Source organism: Erwinia piriflorinigrans CFBP 5888 (genome assembly GCF_001050515.1).
GTDB lineage: Bacteria > Pseudomonadota > Gammaproteobacteria > Enterobacterales > Enterobacteriaceae > Erwinia > Erwinia piriflorinigrans.
Map to the genome: position 1 here is coordinate 127471 of NZ_CAHS01000011.1, position 18636 is coordinate 146106.

At 46.2% G+C, this 18636-nt stretch carries 16 protein-coding genes and 3 tRNA genes; all 19 read left to right on the forward strand.

Annotated elements, in window-relative coordinates; all coding sequences use genetic code 11:
- The first annotated feature begins 16 nt into the window (after window positions 1-16).
- Window positions 17-544, forward strand: coding sequence for a type III secretion system translocator chaperone SicA (gene sicA, locus EPIR_RS04180; RefSeq protein ID WP_023654058.1), 528 nt, complete (start codon window positions 17-19; stop codon window positions 542-544).
- 18 nt (window positions 545-562) lie between these two features.
- On the forward strand, window positions 563-2554 hold the full coding sequence (gene sctE / locus EPIR_RS04185) for a type III secretion system translocon subunit SseC family protein (protein WP_023654059.1): 1992 nt from the start codon (window positions 563-565) through the stop codon (window positions 2552-2554).
- A 42-nt stretch (window positions 2555-2596) separates the two neighbouring features.
- Window positions 2597-3841 (forward strand): hypothetical protein, encoded by a 1245-nt coding sequence (locus EPIR_RS04190; RefSeq protein ID WP_023654060.1) that lies wholly within the window; start codon window positions 2597-2599, stop codon window positions 3839-3841.
- Window positions 3842-3899: 58 nt separating this feature from the next.
- Window positions 3900-5003 (forward strand): IpaD/SipD/SspD family type III secretion system needle tip protein, encoded by a 1104-nt coding sequence (locus tag EPIR_RS04195; protein ID WP_048696913.1) that lies wholly within the window; start codon window positions 3900-3902, stop codon window positions 5001-5003.
- 228 nt (window positions 5004-5231) lie between these two features.
- On the forward strand, window positions 5232-7199 hold the full coding sequence (locus EPIR_RS04200) for a hypothetical protein (protein WP_023654062.1): 1968 nt from the start codon (window positions 5232-5234) through the stop codon (window positions 7197-7199).
- Window positions 7200-7262: 63 nt separating this feature from the next.
- On the forward strand, window positions 7263-7517 hold the full coding sequence (locus EPIR_RS18020) for an acyl carrier protein (protein ID WP_023654063.1): 255 nt from the start codon (window positions 7263-7265) through the stop codon (window positions 7515-7517).
- Between the two features lie 430 nt (window positions 7518-7947).
- Window positions 7948-8421, forward strand: coding sequence for a winged helix-turn-helix domain-containing protein (locus EPIR_RS04205; RefSeq protein ID WP_023654064.1), 474 nt, complete (start codon window positions 7948-7950; stop codon window positions 8419-8421).
- Between the two features lie 577 nt (window positions 8422-8998).
- Window positions 8999-9646 carry a DsbA family protein gene (locus EPIR_RS04210; RefSeq protein WP_023654065.1) on the forward strand — a complete coding sequence of 216 codons (648 nt, stop codon included), beginning with the start codon at window positions 8999-9001 and terminating at the stop codon, window positions 9644-9646.
- A 296-nt stretch (window positions 9647-9942) separates the two neighbouring features.
- Window positions 9943-10386: an RcnB family protein gene (locus tag EPIR_RS04215; protein ID WP_023654066.1), complete on the forward strand. Its 444-nt coding sequence runs from the start codon at window positions 9943-9945 to the stop codon at window positions 10384-10386.
- Window positions 10387-10689: 303 nt separating this feature from the next.
- Complete coding sequence (gene mltB, locus EPIR_RS04220; protein ID WP_023654067.1) at window positions 10690-11757, forward strand: lytic murein transglycosylase B; 1068 nt, start codon at window positions 10690-10692, stop codon at window positions 11755-11757.
- 138 nt (window positions 11758-11895) lie between these two features.
- On the forward strand, window positions 11896-12057 hold the full coding sequence (locus EPIR_RS18660; protein WP_157037495.1) for a hypothetical protein: 162 nt from the start codon (window positions 11896-11898) through the stop codon (window positions 12055-12057).
- The gene (gene pncC, locus EPIR_RS04225; protein ID WP_023654068.1) at window positions 12047-12541 is read left to right on the forward strand and encodes a nicotinamide-nucleotide amidase; all 495 of its coding nucleotides are present in this window, start codon (window positions 12047-12049) and stop codon (window positions 12539-12541) included. Before EPIR_RS18660 ends, pncC begins: the two co-directional genes overlap by 11 nt.
- A 94-nt stretch (window positions 12542-12635) precedes the next feature.
- Window positions 12636-13703, forward strand: a complete 1068-nt coding sequence (recA, locus tag EPIR_RS04230) for a recombinase RecA (protein ID WP_023654069.1) — start codon at window positions 12636-12638, stop codon at window positions 13701-13703.
- A gap of 236 nt (window positions 13704-13939) precedes the next feature.
- Window positions 13940-14452, forward strand: coding sequence for a regulatory protein RecX (locus EPIR_RS04235; protein WP_023654070.1), 513 nt, complete (start codon window positions 13940-13942; stop codon window positions 14450-14452).
- Between the two features lie 135 nt (window positions 14453-14587).
- Window positions 14588-17215 carry an alanine--tRNA ligase gene (gene alaS, locus EPIR_RS04240; protein WP_023654071.1) on the forward strand — a complete coding sequence of 876 codons (2628 nt, stop codon included), beginning with the start codon at window positions 14588-14590 and terminating at the stop codon, window positions 17213-17215.
- Between the two features lie 422 nt (window positions 17216-17637).
- A complete protein-coding gene (csrA, locus tag EPIR_RS04245) occupies window positions 17638-17823 on the forward strand; it encodes a carbon storage regulator CsrA (RefSeq protein ID WP_004155916.1) in 186 nt (61 codons plus the stop codon).
- A 356-nt stretch (window positions 17824-18179) separates the two neighbouring features.
- Window positions 18180-18272 (forward strand) — tRNA-Ser (locus EPIR_RS04250).
- A gap of 4 nt (window positions 18273-18276) precedes the next feature.
- Window positions 18277-18353 (forward strand) — tRNA-Arg (locus EPIR_RS04255).
- 54 nt (window positions 18354-18407) lie between these two features.
- A tRNA-Arg gene (locus tag EPIR_RS04260) sits at window positions 18408-18484 on the forward strand.
- Window positions 18485-18636 lie beyond the last annotated feature (152 nt).

Below are 18636 nucleotides of genomic sequence, written 5' to 3' on the forward strand. Positions count from 1 at the left end.
ATAGGTAAGAACAGAAATGATAAATATATCTGATTTAATTAATGATGGCGATGTTTTAAACAGTGATGGCGAACTGGATGAACACTCCAGCGACCTTCTTGATGCGATCCAGAACGGGGCGACATTGAAAGATGTGCACCGTGTCTCTAGTGAAACCATGGACGATGTCTATAAGCTGGCTTACGATTTTTATATAAAGGGCAAGTTAAAAGATGCCGAATCACTTTTTAGATTCTTATGTATCTATGATTTCTACAATCCAGAGTATGCGATGGGTTTAGCTGCCGTATATCAGCTAAAGAAAAATTATACCAAAGCCATCGACTTCTACGCTTTGGCTTACTCTTTGTCAAAAGATGATTATCGGCCGATGTTTTATGCCGGACAGTGCAACTTGATGTTACGACGTGCTGTACAGGCTAGAAAATGTTTTGAAACTGTTGTTAATAAATGCACCGATGCTCAATTAAATGAAAGATCTAAAAGTTATCTGTCTGCGCTAGACGAAGTTGATAATCCTCAGACGGATGATTCTGTCAGTTAAGTTAAACGGGGAATATTCATGAATTTGCTGGTAGATAAAATTGGTACCTTTGACCATCTCAAAGGTGGACGTGAAGACAATAATCTAGAGTTAATTAAATACGGCAACCAAACGCGACGTTTCGTTAATTCAGCATTAAAGGGACATCTCCAGCTGGGCAATATCAGAAATGCACTTCAGGTTATTCAGCCAAAGCAATTACTGGAAGTATTGCAAAATACGGGTAGCGCGTTAGGTGGACTGGGCGAGAAAACTATTATTGAGCAGGAGCGGCCTCTGCTGGCACCGCCACGCAGTACAGAACCACAGGCTGAAAAAAAGTCTGAGAGCGATCTGAATGGTTCTGCCAGGGCGACCGGGCTGCTGGGCAGAATGATGCAGTTATGCACACAGGCTTCGCAGCAAAATATTCTGGCTAATGTCAGTTTTTTTAACGCCCTGTTGCATGGGCAGGGTGTTGCTTATTTAGAGCTGTCGGCTGCGCTTGAAAAAGAGGGGATGCAGTGGGCAAATGATTTTGATGCATTGAAAGCTGCCCTGGCACAGGTTGATGTTCTGCAAAAAAATATCATTTCAGCCAATGATGTCTTAAAAAACGCCGAGCGTTATTTAAATGGATTGGAAGTCGCCGCCACACAGCAAGATCCGGTATCAACGGAGCTGCAAATGCAGATCGATGTAGCTAAGGCTGCCGTTGCAGAGGCACAGGGCAATGTGACAACCGCAGTAGCAAATCATAGCCACTATATTAAGGCGAATCTCAACCCGGCGATGAAAGCGGAAAGTGATGCCAAAGCGGCGCTGGCCATGACGCAACAGAAAGCTCAGGAGCTGGTGCGCGCGCTCCCAGCGCAACAGTTTAGAGCGATTGAGGGAAAGATTAAACAACAAGATCCGCAGGCTAAAGGTTTAACTTTCCTGATGGCCCTGTTGTCGCAGCTGATAAACCAAAGCTCAAGTGAAGATCTTAAAGCAACGGCCGAACTAAAGCAGAAATTATCTGAAGCTGCTGCAAAAGACGCCGAGAAGAAGGTTCAGGAGTACGAGGAGCAGGTTCGCAAAGCTGAAGAAATGCAAAAAACGATGGGCTGTGTAGGTAAGATTTTGGGCTGGGCGATTACCGCAGTCAGTTTTACTGCGGCAGCATTCACCGGAGGTGCATCACTGGCGCTGGCGGCAGTGGGACTTGCATTGGCAGTGGGTGACGAGATTAACCAAGCCGTCAATGGTTTCTCTTTTATGGCCAAAGCCATGGAGCCGATGATGGATTACATCGTTAAACCGATGATGGAGTTCATGGCCGCTATTTACGCCGAAATTCTCCAGGGATTTGGTGTCGATAAGGAGAGTGCTGAAACGATTGGGCAAATTATGGGCGCGATTGCTGCTGCTGCGGCCATGATTGCCGGAGTGATGGTTGCGGGCAGTGCTCTGAGTAAGGTTTTCGGCTCGATTATGCAGAAAATTGGCTCTGATGTGGCTGAGGAAGTCAGTAAAAATGTGGCTGTTCAGGTGGAAAAAGTGGTGGCGAAAGATATCACTCAAAATGTTGTGAGTGATGTGGTCAAAGAATCAGCCAAAGAGGTTTCCGGACGAGTTACCAGACAAGCCATGCAGCGATTAATGAACAGTACTTTGGGCCAGGTCTTCAAACGTGTCAGTCAAGGAATGGGACGTTCATTGAGTATCGATGAACATAAAATGGCCCAAATTGCCACACGCACGCAGATGGCCTCAACGATTGCCTCAATGGGCAATACCACTATTCAAGGTATTAGCAGTGTCATCACAGCGGAAATGCTGGTTGAGGCTGCAAAATCAAAAGCACATATGATGAAAGATGCGGCGATGCAAGATCTGCTTAATGAAATGATGAACCGGGCCGTCGACACCTTCACGCACCGTATGGAAACGGTCAATTCCATTATCAAAAACATGTCGGCCGTGGCTGAAAATCAAGCGCAGGCCGGAAAATATATTACCAGGCAGATGAGCATGGTGGCTGGCTAAGTATATTTTTTAGTTTTCTTTAATAAAGGAGTTTTAAACCGTATGACAACTTCATTAGCTCCCTTTGCGTCTGCGCAAATCTGTCATCCAGCAATGAGATCTAACGATAAACACTCGAGCGCCGAAGTTAAGGGCGAGGGAACAGTACAGGGCATCGCCACGCTGGCGGATAGCTTGATGAGCAAGCAGGGCATCCGTCACGGTCAGAGCGTAATCACTGGCCAGCATACAGGCCCGATTTTATCCACACCTCATGGGGGCGCAGCAAAGATAAGTGTGGAAAAGACCGTTGAAATTCAGAAAATGGCTGACAATGTGCGTGGCCCCGATGCCAGGGCAATAGAATATGTCGCTAATTTGCTAGCGATTTCCTCGCCCTCTTTTTGCAGTCATGCACAAATACATAACACCTCGACGGAAAGTTCTAAAATATCTTCACAATCAGCAGTACAGAACAGCTCATCGGCTATCCCTGTTCGATCTCACGCGGCTGTAGATGGGGGCACGGATATTACAGCAGTGGGTGCTTCTGGGACTGGCTTCAGAAATGTTATAGGTGACATGAGAATAGTTGAACTCAATAACAAAATTACCGTCGAATTTGGCCGTTCGGAGGCACAATCAAATATTAGTGCAGCGAAATTTAACCGGCTTGCAGTTAATTCGGCAATGAGCGGCGGCAACAAAACCATTGAGGCAGCGAGACAAAATTCATCAGGAGCGATCACATCTGCCGTCATGGGCATCAGCGCTCAGGGGGTTAGTACGGTAAAAATGACCAAGGCTTTGGCTAAAGATTCAGCGTCGATCAACCGCAATCTTAAACCCGCAGCAAAGCTAGAAAAGAACGTATATAACCATCGGAATGCCATTGCGCGCAGTGGAGACAGCATGATGAGTGAAGGAAAACGGCTGGATAGTCGGGTTAAAGCAGCCTTATCAGAATCACAAGATGCTCATTTGTTAAAGGTCTCCAACCTTCGTAACGATCACACCATCATTCAGAACAAGACACAGAAGATACGTGCGGTGACAGAGTTAGCCAATCAGGGCATTCGTGCAGGTCAGGGGGTCGTTGAAGGAATATTCAACGTTGCAGCTGCTCAAGAGACAAAGCAGGCCGATCTCGCGCGCGCTGATCAGAATGCCAAAAATGATCTTTCCAGTATCCATCAACAAACGGGTAAGAAATCTGCCGAAACGAATACTGCATTGAGTCATGCGTTTGAGACGTGGTTGAATAACAATGGTAATGCTGCATCTTCAATCTCCGAACGAATGCGCTAATCAAATGTTAAAAATGGCAGAGAACATCTCTGCCTTTCTATCTTCCCGGAAAAATATTATGGCCAATATTCTTTGCGTTCACGCACAAACTGCTACGGCATATCTGCCACCTGAAAAATTCGCACCGCTAAATAATCCCGTGACGGAAGCCCATACTAATCCAGCATCCAGTGATATGAGGATTGAACAAACGGGTTTATTTAATAATAAGCTCATTGAGAAAATATTATTACCCGGTTGTGATTTGCGCCAAATAATCAATAGCGATTTCACCGCTCCTGAGCTGGATAAGATGAATGATGTTTTTGAAATAAGAAAAATGAACGGGCATCACCAGAGCTTAAAAAATTCATTTGAAGAAATAAAACTTCTCCAGGTTTGCAAGGAAAAACTAAACATAGCTAAGTATAAAGCTCTGGAGGAGAAGGTCGATAATGCTGTGGAAAATATTCGTGCTGAAACGCGTAATGTCAATATAAAGACTAAAGACTCTCTCAGTAAATTATTCATCAATATCGCTAAGGAATCGAGTAGAAGTGACAAATTCACTACCTCTACCAGCTATGCAGAATTATGGGCAAGAATCGGTACTGCGATAGCAAGCATCAAGAGTGATTACGTCGATTTCTATGCTGACTTGATGAAAAAATACACTGATATGTACCAATCCTTCAATGAAAATGTACAGAAAGCCTCGTCTGATGCTGTCCACATTGGGTCTGTTGCTAATAGCGTTGATTTTAATAAAAATACGATGAAGAAGGGCTATGAGAAATTTATGAAAGATGTTCAGGACATCGATTTAGGCAGCGTAAAAAATTGGGATGCTATGTCACAAGAAGAAAAGAAAAATATGGTTAATACTCTCAGTCCAGCTTTCAATGTCGATACTCGTGGTGCAATTTGTTTTAACCTTGAACAATATAAAACGGTAAATAATGTTTATCCTGGTGGAAGTGGCGGCGAAATCTCAACCGTCAGTTATCATGCATGGCTCGCCACGTTTAACGCAGCAGGAAGTGCTCTTCAGAATAATATGCAGTCATTTGCACAGCGTTATACTCAGTCAAATAACACATTTGATAACCTTAATAAAGTATTGAGCGGTGTAATCAGCTCACTGGGGGAAAGTGCAAAAGATGTGTATAAATCACTGACATAATCTTGCCCACTTTTTTCGCAGAGATGGCGATAATATTTTATCGCGTAGACATACCAAAATCAGAACAGCCCTTCGATGTGCAGGCAGGTAATTGGAATAAATTAAATAATAGTAACCCAATTAATATGAGCGCAGGGGATTTGGCGGTCGAATAAGGATAAAAAAATGAGTAATTTTTATTCCTTGATTAACACCAGATAATATCTTTTAAAGAAAAAAAGGAGTGCAATGTTAAATATAATACCTATCAATAGAAATCAGGTTTCTCATTTGAATGAGCGATGCGCTCAAAGTAGTGAAGAGAAAAAAAGTCCACTCACTGGTTTCGTTAGCTCTGTAAATAATTGCCGTTTTTGCGCTCGGATGCTCAGGCAATCTTCTGAAAAAGTTAATGACTTTACGAGTTATCCTGACGTCGTCACTGCATTAGGTTCTTTTATACGCTTCCCATCTCAGAATGACGTATTTTCTAAACTGATTAGTGAAATGTATAGAAAAGATCTTCCGCCAGATTTTGCCAGCGCCAGCATGAGTGAAGATATGGGATCGATAAAATCCCTGCTGGGCATGCTCGCAACTGAAATTAAAAAAAGAAATGATATTAACGAAATAAAAAGAAATATCAAGGATGTCCCGGATGCCGATAGGGAAATCCTGGATTGTAATAAGAAAAACCTTGATGATGATAAGAAAATTCTTGATGGAATATGTACGACTCTGGTTAAAGCAGGGGGAGATAATGAAAAAGAGCGGGATGTTGTAAAAAAACTAAGAGGGCTGCTGGCCAGGCATGGTCAGGAATCACTAAATAGCCATATCAACGATTTGTTAGAAATGTGCCGCCTTGCCTGGAAGGAGCACCATAAATTTTACGCCAATACTCTAAATGATAACACCATTTTTTCAGAGAGTTTACTGGGCACTCATAACATGTTCTCTTACAGTATATCGCAATTGTTAAGTACTAATCCAAGCATTGATGATATAGCTCAATATGGTGATTTTTTTAATGATGCCTGCAAATCGATCCTTCTGACCCTAAATCATAAGGATTCGCCAGCCTCTGAACCTCGCACGGCTGAGCCAAACAAGGTAGAACTGGCAGATGCGCAGGTTACTGAATCCCGTGGTATAAATATCCACCTGGCAGGGGGATCATCTAATGCAATGATTAATGGCGATTCATCATCAATGCCAAATACGCCTGAACATGATCTTGCCAGTATTGCAATAAAACTGAGTGATGTTTTGCTTGCTCAACAGGGGAGGCAGCCTGATGCTTCGTCCGTAAAGTCAGATGAACGGATAGTAAAAATGATCGAGAAGATTATTGGATTGATAGATGAGTCAACCAGCCTTAAAAAAGTACAGCATTTTCTTCCAGTTCTGAAAAATGTTACACAAATCCAACAGCCAGGTTCTGCTGATATTCAAGAGCATCATTTTTCTGCACAGCCCAATTTACGCCTTGCGGCTAAATCACCTGGCTCTGAATGGGCAAATAAGCCGCTCACAGAGTGCGAACCGCATTCTGATAAGTCAGACTCAATTGAAATTGATTCAAGTAAGATCCCGAAAAATCCGCCTCTGGCTTCAAGTAGAAGTGCAAAAATTGTCAATGCTATCCCGGTTTCGCAACATGCCCGACGTAAGATCTGGGATGAAAAATCCGAGCTGGTAATAAATTCAGAAGGCTTCAGGCTCTCTTCACCTTCAGTGGAAAATACGTTTGACGGTTTGGAAGTGCAATATGATAAAAATACAAAATACCCAACCCAAATATCACCTGATCATGACGGAAAGAGGAGTGATTTTTCTGCCAGCTACGCGGATTATAGTGACATTGTAAAAGAGGATAATATTACCGAGAAAAAGGTGCCAGATGAAAGTGGAACATTACTATTCAACCAGAAGGTTAAATATTTTGAAGAAATGATTCGTCTCGATAGTTCCAAAGCCGGGAAGAAAATTGGGAGACATATTTCCCCGATAACGAGTAGCGAACCAAGCGCGAGAAATGTCGTAGTGAGCGAACATCGACAGCAAGATGAAAATAAAAAACAACCTCATAAAAACTCAGGAAACTCACCCCGCATTCATACCACTGTCCGCTCATTCGATCTATTTAACCGGATCGCCATCCCATCTAAAGATAGTACCAGGCAGTTTAGTGGGGACATTTTTGCTGATAAATAAAGGGCCAAAATAATCCCGTGAATAAAGTGGAAGCTAAGTTGATAAATACCTGCGAGGTTACAAGTGAGTGATTCAAGCGAAGTTGAAAAATCTTTGCGTATTGTTAACGACCTCCTCTACCAGGTTAATGGTATACTTCCAAATGATATCGACCCTAATTACAGCTTGATTAAAGATCTGGGAATGGATTCCGTTGAAATTATTGACTTTCTGGTAAGGCTTGAAGAATATGGTGTTGTCATTAACGATTCGAAAATATCTGATAGGCTTACCGTAGGTTATATTGCAAGACTGGTAAATCGTCGAAGAAGCTCTTAATCGCTTCAGTTTTGGCTGCTGTGCTCATCCCGATATTCCTACAAATAGGGGGTGTATAGTATTAAAAGTCATACTGCCAGCGAAAGTAACGGGATTTACTCGGGTGAGAAATGCACTGAGAAATATTCGTTGATGTTGAAATAAATGGAGTTCTGAAATCCTTGCAAAGGTGTCTGTTCTGGTTGCGGGAAATCTTGATGTTTCTGGGTGTAATCAATCAGTGTTCTTTTTGACGATTTATTTTTTTGATGTAAAATAGATGTTTATTAGTTATGAAAGGAGGGGGCTGATAGTATCTGTTAGTTAGCAACATCTGTGGTAGATGTATGAATGTCAGAGGACCATCAACGGATCCCTGACTGGCTTATCAAGAATATAAGTGTCATATTAGTGTGTCTTATCCTATTTAAGTTCTCAGGGAGTATGTTACATGGATATTGAAAAAGATATCTTTATCGATGAGATTGAATTCAACCCCTATATTCGTCGTGTTAAATGTAAAAATGGCGTTAGAACAATCAGAAAAAAAGAGTCTGAGGTTTTGTTCTTGTTATGTTCTACATATCCAGACGTCGTGACATATACTGATTTAACCGCAAAGATTTGGCCGCATTCTTACATTTCAAGGCCATGTATCACACAAATAATTTATGCTCTTCGAGAAATGTTGGGTGATTCTGGCAGAAACAAGATCCAGACTATACCAAAGCTAGGGTATCGGCTGGTGTCAAAGCCGCTAACTAAAACTGGCAAGGATTTCACTTTTGTATATAAAAACCATGTTGAAATCTCTGGCATCAAAAGCAAAGACTTCATTTGCCAGAAGATTGCATCCGTGAACTCGGCCCGACAGGCACTTGCGCGGCAGCTGGCACCAGATAATTTCACTCCTCAGGACTATTAAGTTGGTATAAGTCTTAAGTACGCATGCACTCCTTGCAAAGTTGGATGAAATTTGTTCTTACAGCGTGGCGTGTTCTAAGACCTGTGGCTGAGGTTGCCGAAAAGATGGTGCTGGCCATATATTATTCTTATTTCATAGAGAAGATACTCTCCACGAGCAGCATTCGGGCGGATTGGTTTTTCCCTTTGAATAATAAATAAAGGGGCGGCTAAATGTTTTTCTTAGAAAACCTTATTGTTATTAATTAACATGATTAATAATATGTTTTCAACAATAGTAATAAGTATTTTTTTAGATTTTATTCAGGCTTTGTGTTAAAAAGTGGGAGTTATATCCGGGATGAATTCCGGGGAATCTGCTTGAGTTTGAGTGAATGCCGCTGTTTGATTTTTATTTTAGGTTGTCACCATTGAGAGCAAAGTTTTGTAAAAAAAGAGTGCAGTGCCGATTTTGGTGTAAAATCTCGCCCTCGTGGCTGGTTATTCACGGCAAAGAACTTGCTGCTGCATTGCGCCCTGACAATCGCATAACCCATTTACCATCTGTTCCGATAACCTGTCTTTTATTTAGAGGCCCTATGTCAACCCGAGTAAATCGTTATACATTACTGTTTCTTTTCTGCATTTCTGCTCTGTTCTCCTCCCTGACTAATGCGGCTAATTATAAAGAGAACGACAGCTACTTTCTGCAAGACAAGCCTGTAACGACAGTGCCCGATGTCGTGGAGTTCTTTTCTTTTTATTGTGGGCCGTGTTTTCAGTTTTCCCACACTTACAAAGTGACTGACACAATCGCTGAAAAATTACCCGCTGGTACCAAGTTAACTAAATATCATGTTGGTCTTATGGGGCCTTTGGGGCATGAACTGACTGAAGCATGGTCAGTGGCAATGGTTCTTGGTATTGAGGACAAAGTAGAAAAACTGCTGTTTGAGAAAATTCAGCAAGAGCACTCTGTTAAAAGTGTTGCTGATATCATGAAGGTGTTTAGCTCGATTGGCGTCGAGGCCGGACAATATGAAAACACGCGGCGTAGCCTGCCTGTTCAGGCTTTGGTTAAGAAACAGTATGATGCAGTCGAAACGCTGAACGTCACGTCAACGCCCTCATTCTATGTATATGGTAAATATCGCGTCAACAATGCAGCGATTGCCAGCAACAGCCCCGGTGATTATGCGAAAGAATTTGCTGATACCGTCCGTTTCTTATTTGAGAAAAAACCTTAATTAGGGATGTAAATCGTAATTTTGTTTATCTGCCCCTTCCTTTCGTGGGTACTGACTCTGCAAGGATCCATCAAGGAAAGGGCAAGCTGGCTATCCCATTCTCATTTTCCTGATTTAACTCCTGACTATCTCGCTGATAACGCATATCATCCTGCACAGCTATGCCGGAACCCTCTTGCTTTTTGACCCTCTCATGTTTACGGGGCGCAGGTCGGGCGGCTTGTTGATGACCAACCTTATACTTACCTTGATTGTGCGGCGGAATGCTGCCTGATGGCCTTAATTTTGGAGATGATATGCGTAACTTGAAAGTGGTACTTTGCTCCGCGCTGTTCTCAGCAATGGCATTGTCCAGTGTCTCTACGGCTTATGCGGAAAACGATCGGGCTGCAGAAGCCGCTGTTCCTGAAGTACAAACGCCTGCTGTACAAACCCCTGAAAGCCAGAATTCGTTGTCGCAGGCGCCAGGCGATCAAAACCCGCAGGCCCAAAGCAATCCGACCGATCCCTATGATGTAAAAACCTTCTTCGCAGATTTTAAGCGCTTTGCTATGGGTGACGTTGTGCCGGAGCTCTATCGCGGCAAGAAATACGAAATTACCCAGTGGAATGTCAGACATCTGCCCGCGCCGGAAGCGGACAGTCACTGGACCTATATGGGAGGAAACTATGTGATGATCACCAATGTTGACGGCAAAATCCTTCAGGCGAAATCGGGCGAGATCTATTACAAGCATTGATTTCTGGCTGTCATTCTGGTTCTGGACAGTGTCTGAAGTACTACACAGCGGGTAAACCCCTTACCCTGAGTGGTCAACTCAGGGTTTCATGATGGTCAGCTTTGTTCCCGTCGCTCGCTCATTGAGATCAGGTAGTAAAAAGCGTAATAGTTACGCGATCAAAGCACTTGATCATGCCCATCAAACATCAATCAGCGCAATGGTACAGAGTTAAGTATCGCTATTAGTAATTGCGCATTAACTTCTGACTGACAATGTTTTACCATCTGTATCCGACCTTTCTGAACCATAAATGGACATCCAATGCGTTATCTGGCAGCGCTCATCCCCGTAGTCGCATTCCTGACCGCCTGTAGCAGTCAGCCGAAAGATCAACCGCAGGGTAATCCCTTTAAGGGCCGTGGCACCTTCCTGCTTGAACCCGCGCACAGTGGCGCGGTGTTGGGTGGCGACTTTGCCAATAATCAGGCTGCCAATACCTTTGTTGATGATATGGTGCGTAAGCACGGTTTTGACCGTGAGCAGTTGCACAACGTGCTGGCGCAGGCCAAGAATCTCGATTGGATAATACGCCTTATGGATCGTCAGGCACCAAGCACGGCACAGGTGCCGAGCGGGCCAAATGGTGCATGGATACGCTATCGCAGCAAATTTGTGACTCCAGCAAACGTCCAAAACGGCGTAGCATTCTGGAATCAATATCAGGATGTATTAGAGCGTGCCCAACAAAAGTATGGTGTTCCCCCGGAAATTATTGTCGGGATCATTGGCGTAGAAACCCGTTGGGGACGCGTTATGGGTAAAACACGTATCATTGACGCGCTCGCAACGCTTTCATTCAACTATCCACGCCGCGCCCAGTATTTTAGCGGCGAGCTTGAAACCTTCCTTTTGATGGCTCGTGAAGAAGACGACGATCCGCTTGATTTACGGGGTTCTTTTGCCGGGGCGATGGGCTATGGTCAGTTTATGCCATCAGCGTTTAAACAATATGCCGTCGATTTTAATGGCGATGGTCACATCAACCTGTGGGACCCGGTCGATGCAATTGGCAGCGTGGCGCATTATTTTCAGGCTCACGGATGGCTGAAGAACGGTACTGTGGCGGTTGAAGCGAATGGGCAGGCTCCCGGACTGGAAAGCGGCTTTAAAACTCGCTACACGGTAGCCTCGTTGAATGCAGCCGGTTTGTCTTCAAAGATACCTCTGGTTAATCATCAACAGGTCAGTCTGCTGAAATTTGATATGGGTAAACGGTATCAATACTGGTATGGCCTGCCGAACTTCTACGCGATCACTCGCTATAATCACAGCAACCACTATGCGATGGCGGTTTGGCAGCTGGGGCTGGCAGTGCGTGATGCGCGCTAGCTTCTGACATCGTTTATCCATTCTTGAAGCAGTCAGACTGATGTTTATGCTGGCTGCACTTTCCTCTCATCAATTAAAACGGTGCTTTTGATCCGGCACCTACCCCTTCTGGCTATCAAACGACAGGATGTTTTCGGCGTGAAAGCATCTTCGCCGTATTTCCTTCATGGCGCAAAAAATCTGATATCAAGTCTTGAAGAGGCGCCGCAAAAATGGCGGCGACAGCGTTTTGTTCAACTAAAAGGTGCTACTCTTTTGTTCTGGATTGATGGGGTAGGGGCAATACGCGATGACGGATAATGAATTAACCCAATTAAGTGCGCGTATCGGCCAGCTATTGCTGGCTCGTAACGCCAGTGTGACGACCGCCGAATCTTGCACCGGGGGCTGGATTGCTAAAGTGCTGACGGATATTGCCGGGAGCTCTGGCTGGTTTCAGCGCAGTTTTGTCACCTACAGCGATACCGCCAAGCAGCAGATGATTGGCGTCACGGAGCAGTCGCTCGCGCAGTTTGGTGCGGTGAGCAGCCAGGTGGTCAGTGAAATGGCTAAAGGGGCATTACATGAAGCCAGGAGTCAGTATGCCCTGTCGGTTAGCGGCATTGCCGGGCCGGATGGCGGCAGTGAAGAGAAACCCGTGGGCACGGTTTGGTTTGGCTTCGCCTCTGAAAGTGGTGAAGTGTTAACGTTGGTTCGCTGTTTTAGCGGCGACCGTGAAGCAGTTCGCCGTCAGGCAACGGGCTGGGCCCTTCAAACTTTGCATGACCATTTTCTTAGAAATTAAACTTGATACTGTATGACTATACAGTATAATCAGTGCATATTTTATCGATTGAGCAACGTTCGCGTGTGCTTTACCCGCATGATTAGGAGTAGAAATGGCTATTGACGACAACAAGCAAAAAGCACTGGCAGCAGCGCTGGGCCAGATTGAAAAGCAGTTTGGTAAGGGCTCCATCATGCGCCTGGGTGAAGACCGCACGATGGATGTAGAGACCATCTCCACCGGCTCTTTGTCGCTGGATATCGCGCTGGGTGCGGGCGGCCTGCCGATGGGGCGTATTGTCGAAATTTACGGGCCGGAGTCTTCAGGTAAAACGACATTAACCCTTCAAGTCATCGCCTCTGCGCAGCGTAAGGGTAAAACCTGTGCGTTTATCGATGCCGAGCACGCGCTGGATCCCGTTTATGCTAAAAAACTGGGCGTCGATATCGATAATCTTCTGTGCTCTCAGCCTGATACCGGTGAGCAAGCACTGGAGATCTGTGATGCACTGGCACGTTCTGGTGCTGTTGATGTCATCATTGTCGACTCCGTCGCGGCGCTGACGCCGAAAGCTGAAATTGAAGGCGAAATTGGCGATTCTCATATGGGCCTTGCGGCACGTATGATGAGTCAGGCAATGCGTAAACTGGCCGGTAACTTGAAGAATTCCGGTACTCTGCTGATCTTTATCAACCAGATCCGTATGAAAATTGGCGTGATGTTCGGTAACCCGGAAACCACCACTGGCGGTAACGCGCTGAAGTTCTACGCTTCTGTTCGTCTTGATATTCGCCGCATCGGCGCGATCAAAGAGGGCGATGAAGTGGTGGGCAGCGAAACCCGTGTCAAAGTGGTGAAGAACAAAGTCGCAGCACCATTCAAGCAGGCGGAATTCCAGATCATGTATGGTGAAGGGATTAACATTTTTGGTGAACTTGTTGATCTGGGCGTGAAGCACAAGCTGATTGAAAAAGCAGGTGCCTGGTATAGCTATAACGGCGATAAAATTGGCCAGGGTAAAGCCAATGCGGGTAACTTCCTTAAGGGCAACCCGGCCATTGCCAACGAAATTGATGCCAAGCTGCGTGAAATGCTGTTGGGTAATCAGGACGATAAGCCTGATTTCACTCCGGCTGCGCATGAAGTGGATACTGAAAGCGAAGCTAACGAAGGCTTCTAATCTCAGTGGGGCGGCCGGAGTTCTGGGCGCTCCATCCTGACGCTTACCACAGAATGCTCAATGTTGAAGGGGAACTGCCAGATGGTTCCCTTTTGTCATTTTTAAAATCTGCTCCCTCGAATTAGCGATAAACTAGATTATCGCAATCAATTTTATGCGATTTTTACTCGTAAGCATCGCCACCAAACGTTACCCTAACTCTTCAGTTTGTTTCATTAAAACTTGTGGGCACCGCTATGTCAGATACCACTGAACGAACCCGCCATGCGAAACTGCTGGAACGAGCAATGCGTATTCTCGCGATGCGCGATCACAGTGAGGCAGAGTTCCGCCGTAAGTTGGTTCAATCAAGTGAGCGCGCCGCGCGATTCACTAAAAGTGAAGTCCAGCCTGAACCGCCAAGCACCGAAGAGCTCGACAAGGTTGTTGACTGGTGCTATCAGCATAACTGGCTGGATGATGCGCATTTCGCCGAACGTTATGTGGCAGGGCGCAGTCGCAAAGGGTTTGGGCCGCAGCGCATCCGTCTGGAACTGGGACAGAAGGGTGTGGAAAAAAGTTTGATTGATGAGGCGCTGTCTGTCGCCGAAATTGACTGGCAGAGCCAGGCTTTTCAGCTGGCTGAACGTAAATTCGGACATCCCCTCCCTACCGCGTGGGAGCAGAAAGCAAAAGTGCAGCGCTATCTGATGTCTAAAGGCTTCTTTATGGAAGATATCCGCGCTATTTACGAGAATTTTGGTGATTGAACATCAATCCGATTTTACTTCCCCCTGAAGAAAATTTATCTTATCCCTCACTTTTTGTTCGTGTGTCGCCGCAGTCGAGGCAATAGCTGCATAGTAAGACCCACGAAATATTCGTTAGCGTGATTCAGGACAAATATGAGCAAGAGCACTGCGGAGATCCGTCAAACGTTTCTCGACTTTTTCCAGAGCAAGGGACATCAGATTGTAGCCAGTAGCTCCCTCGTTCCTAATAATGACCCGACGCTGCTATTCACCAATGCCGGGATGAACCAGTTTAAAGACGTTTTCCTTGGCCAGGATAAGCGAAACTATTCCCGCGCTACCAGTTCGCAGCGTTGCGTTCGAGCTGGCGGTAAGCACAATGACCTGGAGAATGTGGGTTATACCGCTCGTCATCACACCTTCTTCGAGATGCTGGGCAACTTCAGCTTTGGTGATTACTTCAAGCAAGAAGCGATCGCTTTTGCCTGGGAGCTGTTGACCAGTGCGCAGTGGTTTGGTTTGCCGAAAGAGAAACTTTGGGTAACCGTCTACGAGACCGATGACGAAGCCTTTGATATATGGGAAAAAGAGATCGGCGTTCCGCGCGAACGCATCATTCGTATTGGTGACAATAAAGGCAGCGCTTATGCCTCGGATAACTTCTGGCAAATGGGCGATACCGGCCCCTGCGGCCCGTGCTCGGAGATCTTCTTTGACCACGGCGATCATATTTGGGGTGGGCCACCGGGAAGCCCGGAAGAAGACGGTGACCGTTATATTGAAATTTGGAACATCGTCTTTATGCAGTTTAACCGTCAGTCTGACGGTACCATGCTGCCGCTGCCGAAGCCTTCAGTTGATACCGGGATGGGCCTTGAGCGTATCACCGCCGTGTTGCAGCACGTGAATTCTAACTATGAAATCGACCTGTTCGCTCAACTGATCAAATCAGTGGCTCAGATGACTGGGGCGACGGATCTTAGCAATAAATCGCTGCGCGTTATCGCCGACCATATCCGCTCATGTGCATTCTTGATTGCAGATGGTGTTATCCCATCCAATGAAAACCGTGGCTATGTGTTGCGCCGTATTATTCGTCGTGCGGTGCGTCATGGCAACATGCTGGGTGCGAAGGGAAGCTTCTTCTACAAACTGGTGGCTCCGCTGATTGCCGTCATGGGGGCGGCTGGTGAAGATCTGAAGCGCCAGCAGTCGCAGGTTGAACAGGTGCTGAAAACCGAAGAAGAGCAGTTCGCAAAAACACTGGAGCGCGGGCTTGCACTTCTGGATGAAGAGCTTGAAAACCTGCAGGGCGATACGCTGGATGGTGAAACCGTATTCCGTTTGTACGATACCTTTGGTTTCCCTGTCGACTTAACCGCAGATGTTTGCCGTGAGCGTAATCTGAAAATTGATGAAGCCGGTTTTGAGCGTGCAATGGAGCAACAGCGCCAGCGCGCGCGTAATGCCAGTGGTTTTGGCACCGATTACAATAATGTGATCCACATCGATAAGGCATCTGAATTCAAAGGCTACCAACAGTTGCAACTTAACGCTGCAATTACTGCTATCTTTGTTGATGGAGAGTCTGCTGATATTATCAGCGCCGGTCAGGAAGGGGTTATCGTGCTCGACTCCACGCCTTTCTACGCCGAGTCAGGCGGCCAGGTTGGCGACACCGGTGAACTGCAAGGTAATAGCGCAAGCTTCATGGTCAGCGACACCCAGAAATATGCTCAGGCGATTGGGCATAGCGGTAAGCTGGCTGTCGGTGAGCTGCGCGTTGGCGACTTTGTGGCGGCGCAGGTTGATGAGGCGCGTCGTGAGCGTATTCGCCTCAATCACTCGGCCACCCATTTGCTGCATGCTGCACTGCGTCAGGTACTTGGTCATCATGTGGCGCAGAAAGGATCATTGGTTAATGATAAATACCTGCGTTTTGATTTCTCTCATTTTGAAGCCATGACGGCACAGGAAATTCGTCAGGTGGAAGAGATCGTTAATGCCCAGGTACGCCGCAATTTACCGATTGAAACCAATATTATGGCATTGGACGCGGCGAAAGCTCATGGTGCAATGGCCCTGTTCGGGGAGAAGTATGATGACCATGTGCGTGTACTCAGCATGGGCGACTTTTCGACTGAACTATGCGGCGGCACGCATGCCACCCGCACCGGTGATATTGGCCTATTCCGTATCATTTCTGAATCGGGAACCGCAGCGGGTGTGCGCCGTATCGAAGCCGTAAGCGGTGAAGGTGCGCTGGCGCTGCTGTATAGTCAGAACGAGCAGCTTGCGGATATAGCTCATCTGGTAAAAGCCAATAACAGTAATCTTAATGAAAAAGTTCGTGCGCTTATTGACCATGCGCGTGCACTTGAAAAGCAGTTGCAGCAGCTAAGGGATCAGCAGGCTGCGCAAGAAAGTGCATCACTGAGCAGTAAAGCAGTACCGTTAAAAGGAACTAAGCTGCTGGTTAGCGAATTGAGTGATGTAGAGCCGAAAATGCTACGTACGATGGTCGACGATCTGAAAAATCAGCTTGGATCTGCAATTATCGTGCTGGCGACTGTTGTCGATGGAAAAGTATCCCTGATTACCGGGGTGACTAAAGATTTGACCGACCGCATCAAAGCAGGAGAGCTGGTGGGCGAACTGGCCCAGCAGGTTGGCGGTAAAGGTGGTGGCCGTCCCGATATGGCTCAGGCAGGCGGTACGGATGCACTGGCTTTGCCAGCGGCACTGGCCAGCGTTGAGTCATGGGTGGCAGCAAAGCTGTAGTACTTTATCCAAAATAATTTGAGTTGCAGGAAGGTGGCAGGGCCGTTGATCACATTGAGCTGGCCGGAGTCAGTGAATGGGTTGCACAAAACTCTGCCCACAGCAGCCCGAAGGGGCAAGGGCAGGGCGTGCCGGTTAACACCGCCATAACGCCTGTAGTGTGAAATATGATGGGTAGAGAAGCGTATCGCAAAGGGGGGGCCAGCAGTGAAAAAATACTGGCGTTTATTCCTGAAGACGCGCCCCTGCAATCATAAAGTCGGGTTGATGATGTGGTTTTCGGCTAAACTAAGTATCAGCGGAATGTATTGGTAGTCATGTGCACGCAGAGTGTATTTGTCTTATCCAACGTTTAGCGTTGTATGATGGATAATGCCGGGACGCAGTGAACCCGACTCTTTTAATCTTTCAAGGAGCAAAGAATGCTTATTCTAACTCGTCGAGTTGGTGAAACCCTCATGATCGGTGATGAGGTGACTGTAACTGTGCTGGGAGTCAAAGGTAACCAGGTACGTATTGGTGTGAACGCCCCTAAAGAAGTTTCGGTGCACCGCGAAGAGATCTATCAGCGCATACAGGCCGAAAAAACGCAGCAAACGAGTTACTAACGTATCCAGCGTCTCGCTGTTCATAGCGAGGCGCTATCGTTCTTCTGTTTTATCTGGTTATCCTCCCTTGATTTGCCCTTTCGTCTGCCGACGTCATACTTTCGACTGCCTTTTTATTCCATTTCAATTTTTATGATCTGCTTATTCAAGGGGCTTATTGCTTGATTCGCTGTTGATAATTCACTCTTTTTGCCGTGAAAATGGGCATATTGCGTGGCATTTGTGCAATCAATCGCGGTGAACGAAAAAAGCGGGAGAAATTGTTTGACTTACAACGCCCAGAAAGTAATATGTGCGCCACGCAGTGCCGATGAGCAGTTAGAAAGCTCTGAAGCACAACTCGAAAGAGTGCTAGTGGTGAGGTGGCCGAGAGGCTGAAGGCGCTCCCCTGCTAAGGGAGTATGCGGTCAAAAGCTGCATCCGGGGTTCGAATCCCCGCCTCACCGCCATTTTGCATCCATAGCTCAGCTGGATAGAGTACTCGGCTACGAACCGAGCGGTCGGAGGTTCGAATCCTCCTGGATGCACCATTCTTAAGTATTTCATCAGTTTTACGCTTTATCTCCTACATTGAATTCCCCAATGCATCCATAGCTCAGCTGGATAGAGTACTCGGCTACGAACCGAGCGGTCGGAGGTTCGAATCCTCCTGGATGCACCATATTCTAAAGCTGCTTAGTGCGGCTTTAATTTTGAGTATTAGATGTTGCGTTAGCAGCATGAATTACAGTGAGTTATTAGCACACTGCGTTATACAAGAATTAAATATGCATCCATAGCTCAGCTGGATAGAGTACTCGGCTACGAACCGAG

Excerpts from the sequence above, each read along its gene's own strand:
- sicA (WP_023654058.1), top strand. The coding sequence starts at position 17 with ATGATAAATATATCTGATTTAATTAATGATGGCGATGTTTTAAACAGT.
- sctE (WP_023654059.1), top strand. The coding sequence starts at position 563 with ATGAATTTGCTGGTAGATAAAATTGGTACCTTTGACCATCTCAAAGGT.
- EPIR_RS04190 (WP_023654060.1), top strand. The coding sequence starts at position 2,597 with ATGACAACTTCATTAGCTCCCTTTGCGTCTGCGCAAATCTGTCATCCA.
- EPIR_RS04195 (WP_048696913.1), top strand. The coding sequence starts at position 3,900 with ATGGCCAATATTCTTTGCGTTCACGCACAAACTGCTACGGCATATCTG.
- EPIR_RS04200 (WP_023654062.1), top strand. The coding sequence starts at position 5,232 with ATGTTAAATATAATACCTATCAATAGAAATCAGGTTTCTCATTTGAAT.
- EPIR_RS04205 (WP_023654064.1), top strand. The coding sequence starts at position 7,948 with ATGGATATTGAAAAAGATATCTTTATCGATGAGATTGAATTCAACCCC.
- EPIR_RS04210 (WP_023654065.1), top strand. The coding sequence starts at position 8,999 with ATGTCAACCCGAGTAAATCGTTATACATTACTGTTTCTTTTCTGCATT.
- EPIR_RS04215 (WP_023654066.1), top strand. The coding sequence starts at position 9,943 with ATGCGTAACTTGAAAGTGGTACTTTGCTCCGCGCTGTTCTCAGCAATG.
- mltB (WP_023654067.1), top strand. The coding sequence starts at position 10,690 with ATGCGTTATCTGGCAGCGCTCATCCCCGTAGTCGCATTCCTGACCGCC.
- pncC (WP_023654068.1), top strand. The coding sequence starts at position 12,047 with ATGACGGATAATGAATTAACCCAATTAAGTGCGCGTATCGGCCAGCTA.
- recA (WP_023654069.1), top strand. The coding sequence starts at position 12,636 with ATGGCTATTGACGACAACAAGCAAAAAGCACTGGCAGCAGCGCTGGGC.
- EPIR_RS04235 (WP_023654070.1), top strand. The coding sequence starts at position 13,940 with ATGTCAGATACCACTGAACGAACCCGCCATGCGAAACTGCTGGAACGA.
- alaS (WP_023654071.1), top strand. The coding sequence starts at position 14,588 with ATGAGCAAGAGCACTGCGGAGATCCGTCAAACGTTTCTCGACTTTTTC.
- csrA (WP_004155916.1), top strand. The coding sequence starts at position 17,638 with ATGCTTATTCTAACTCGTCGAGTTGGTGAAACCCTCATGATCGGTGAT.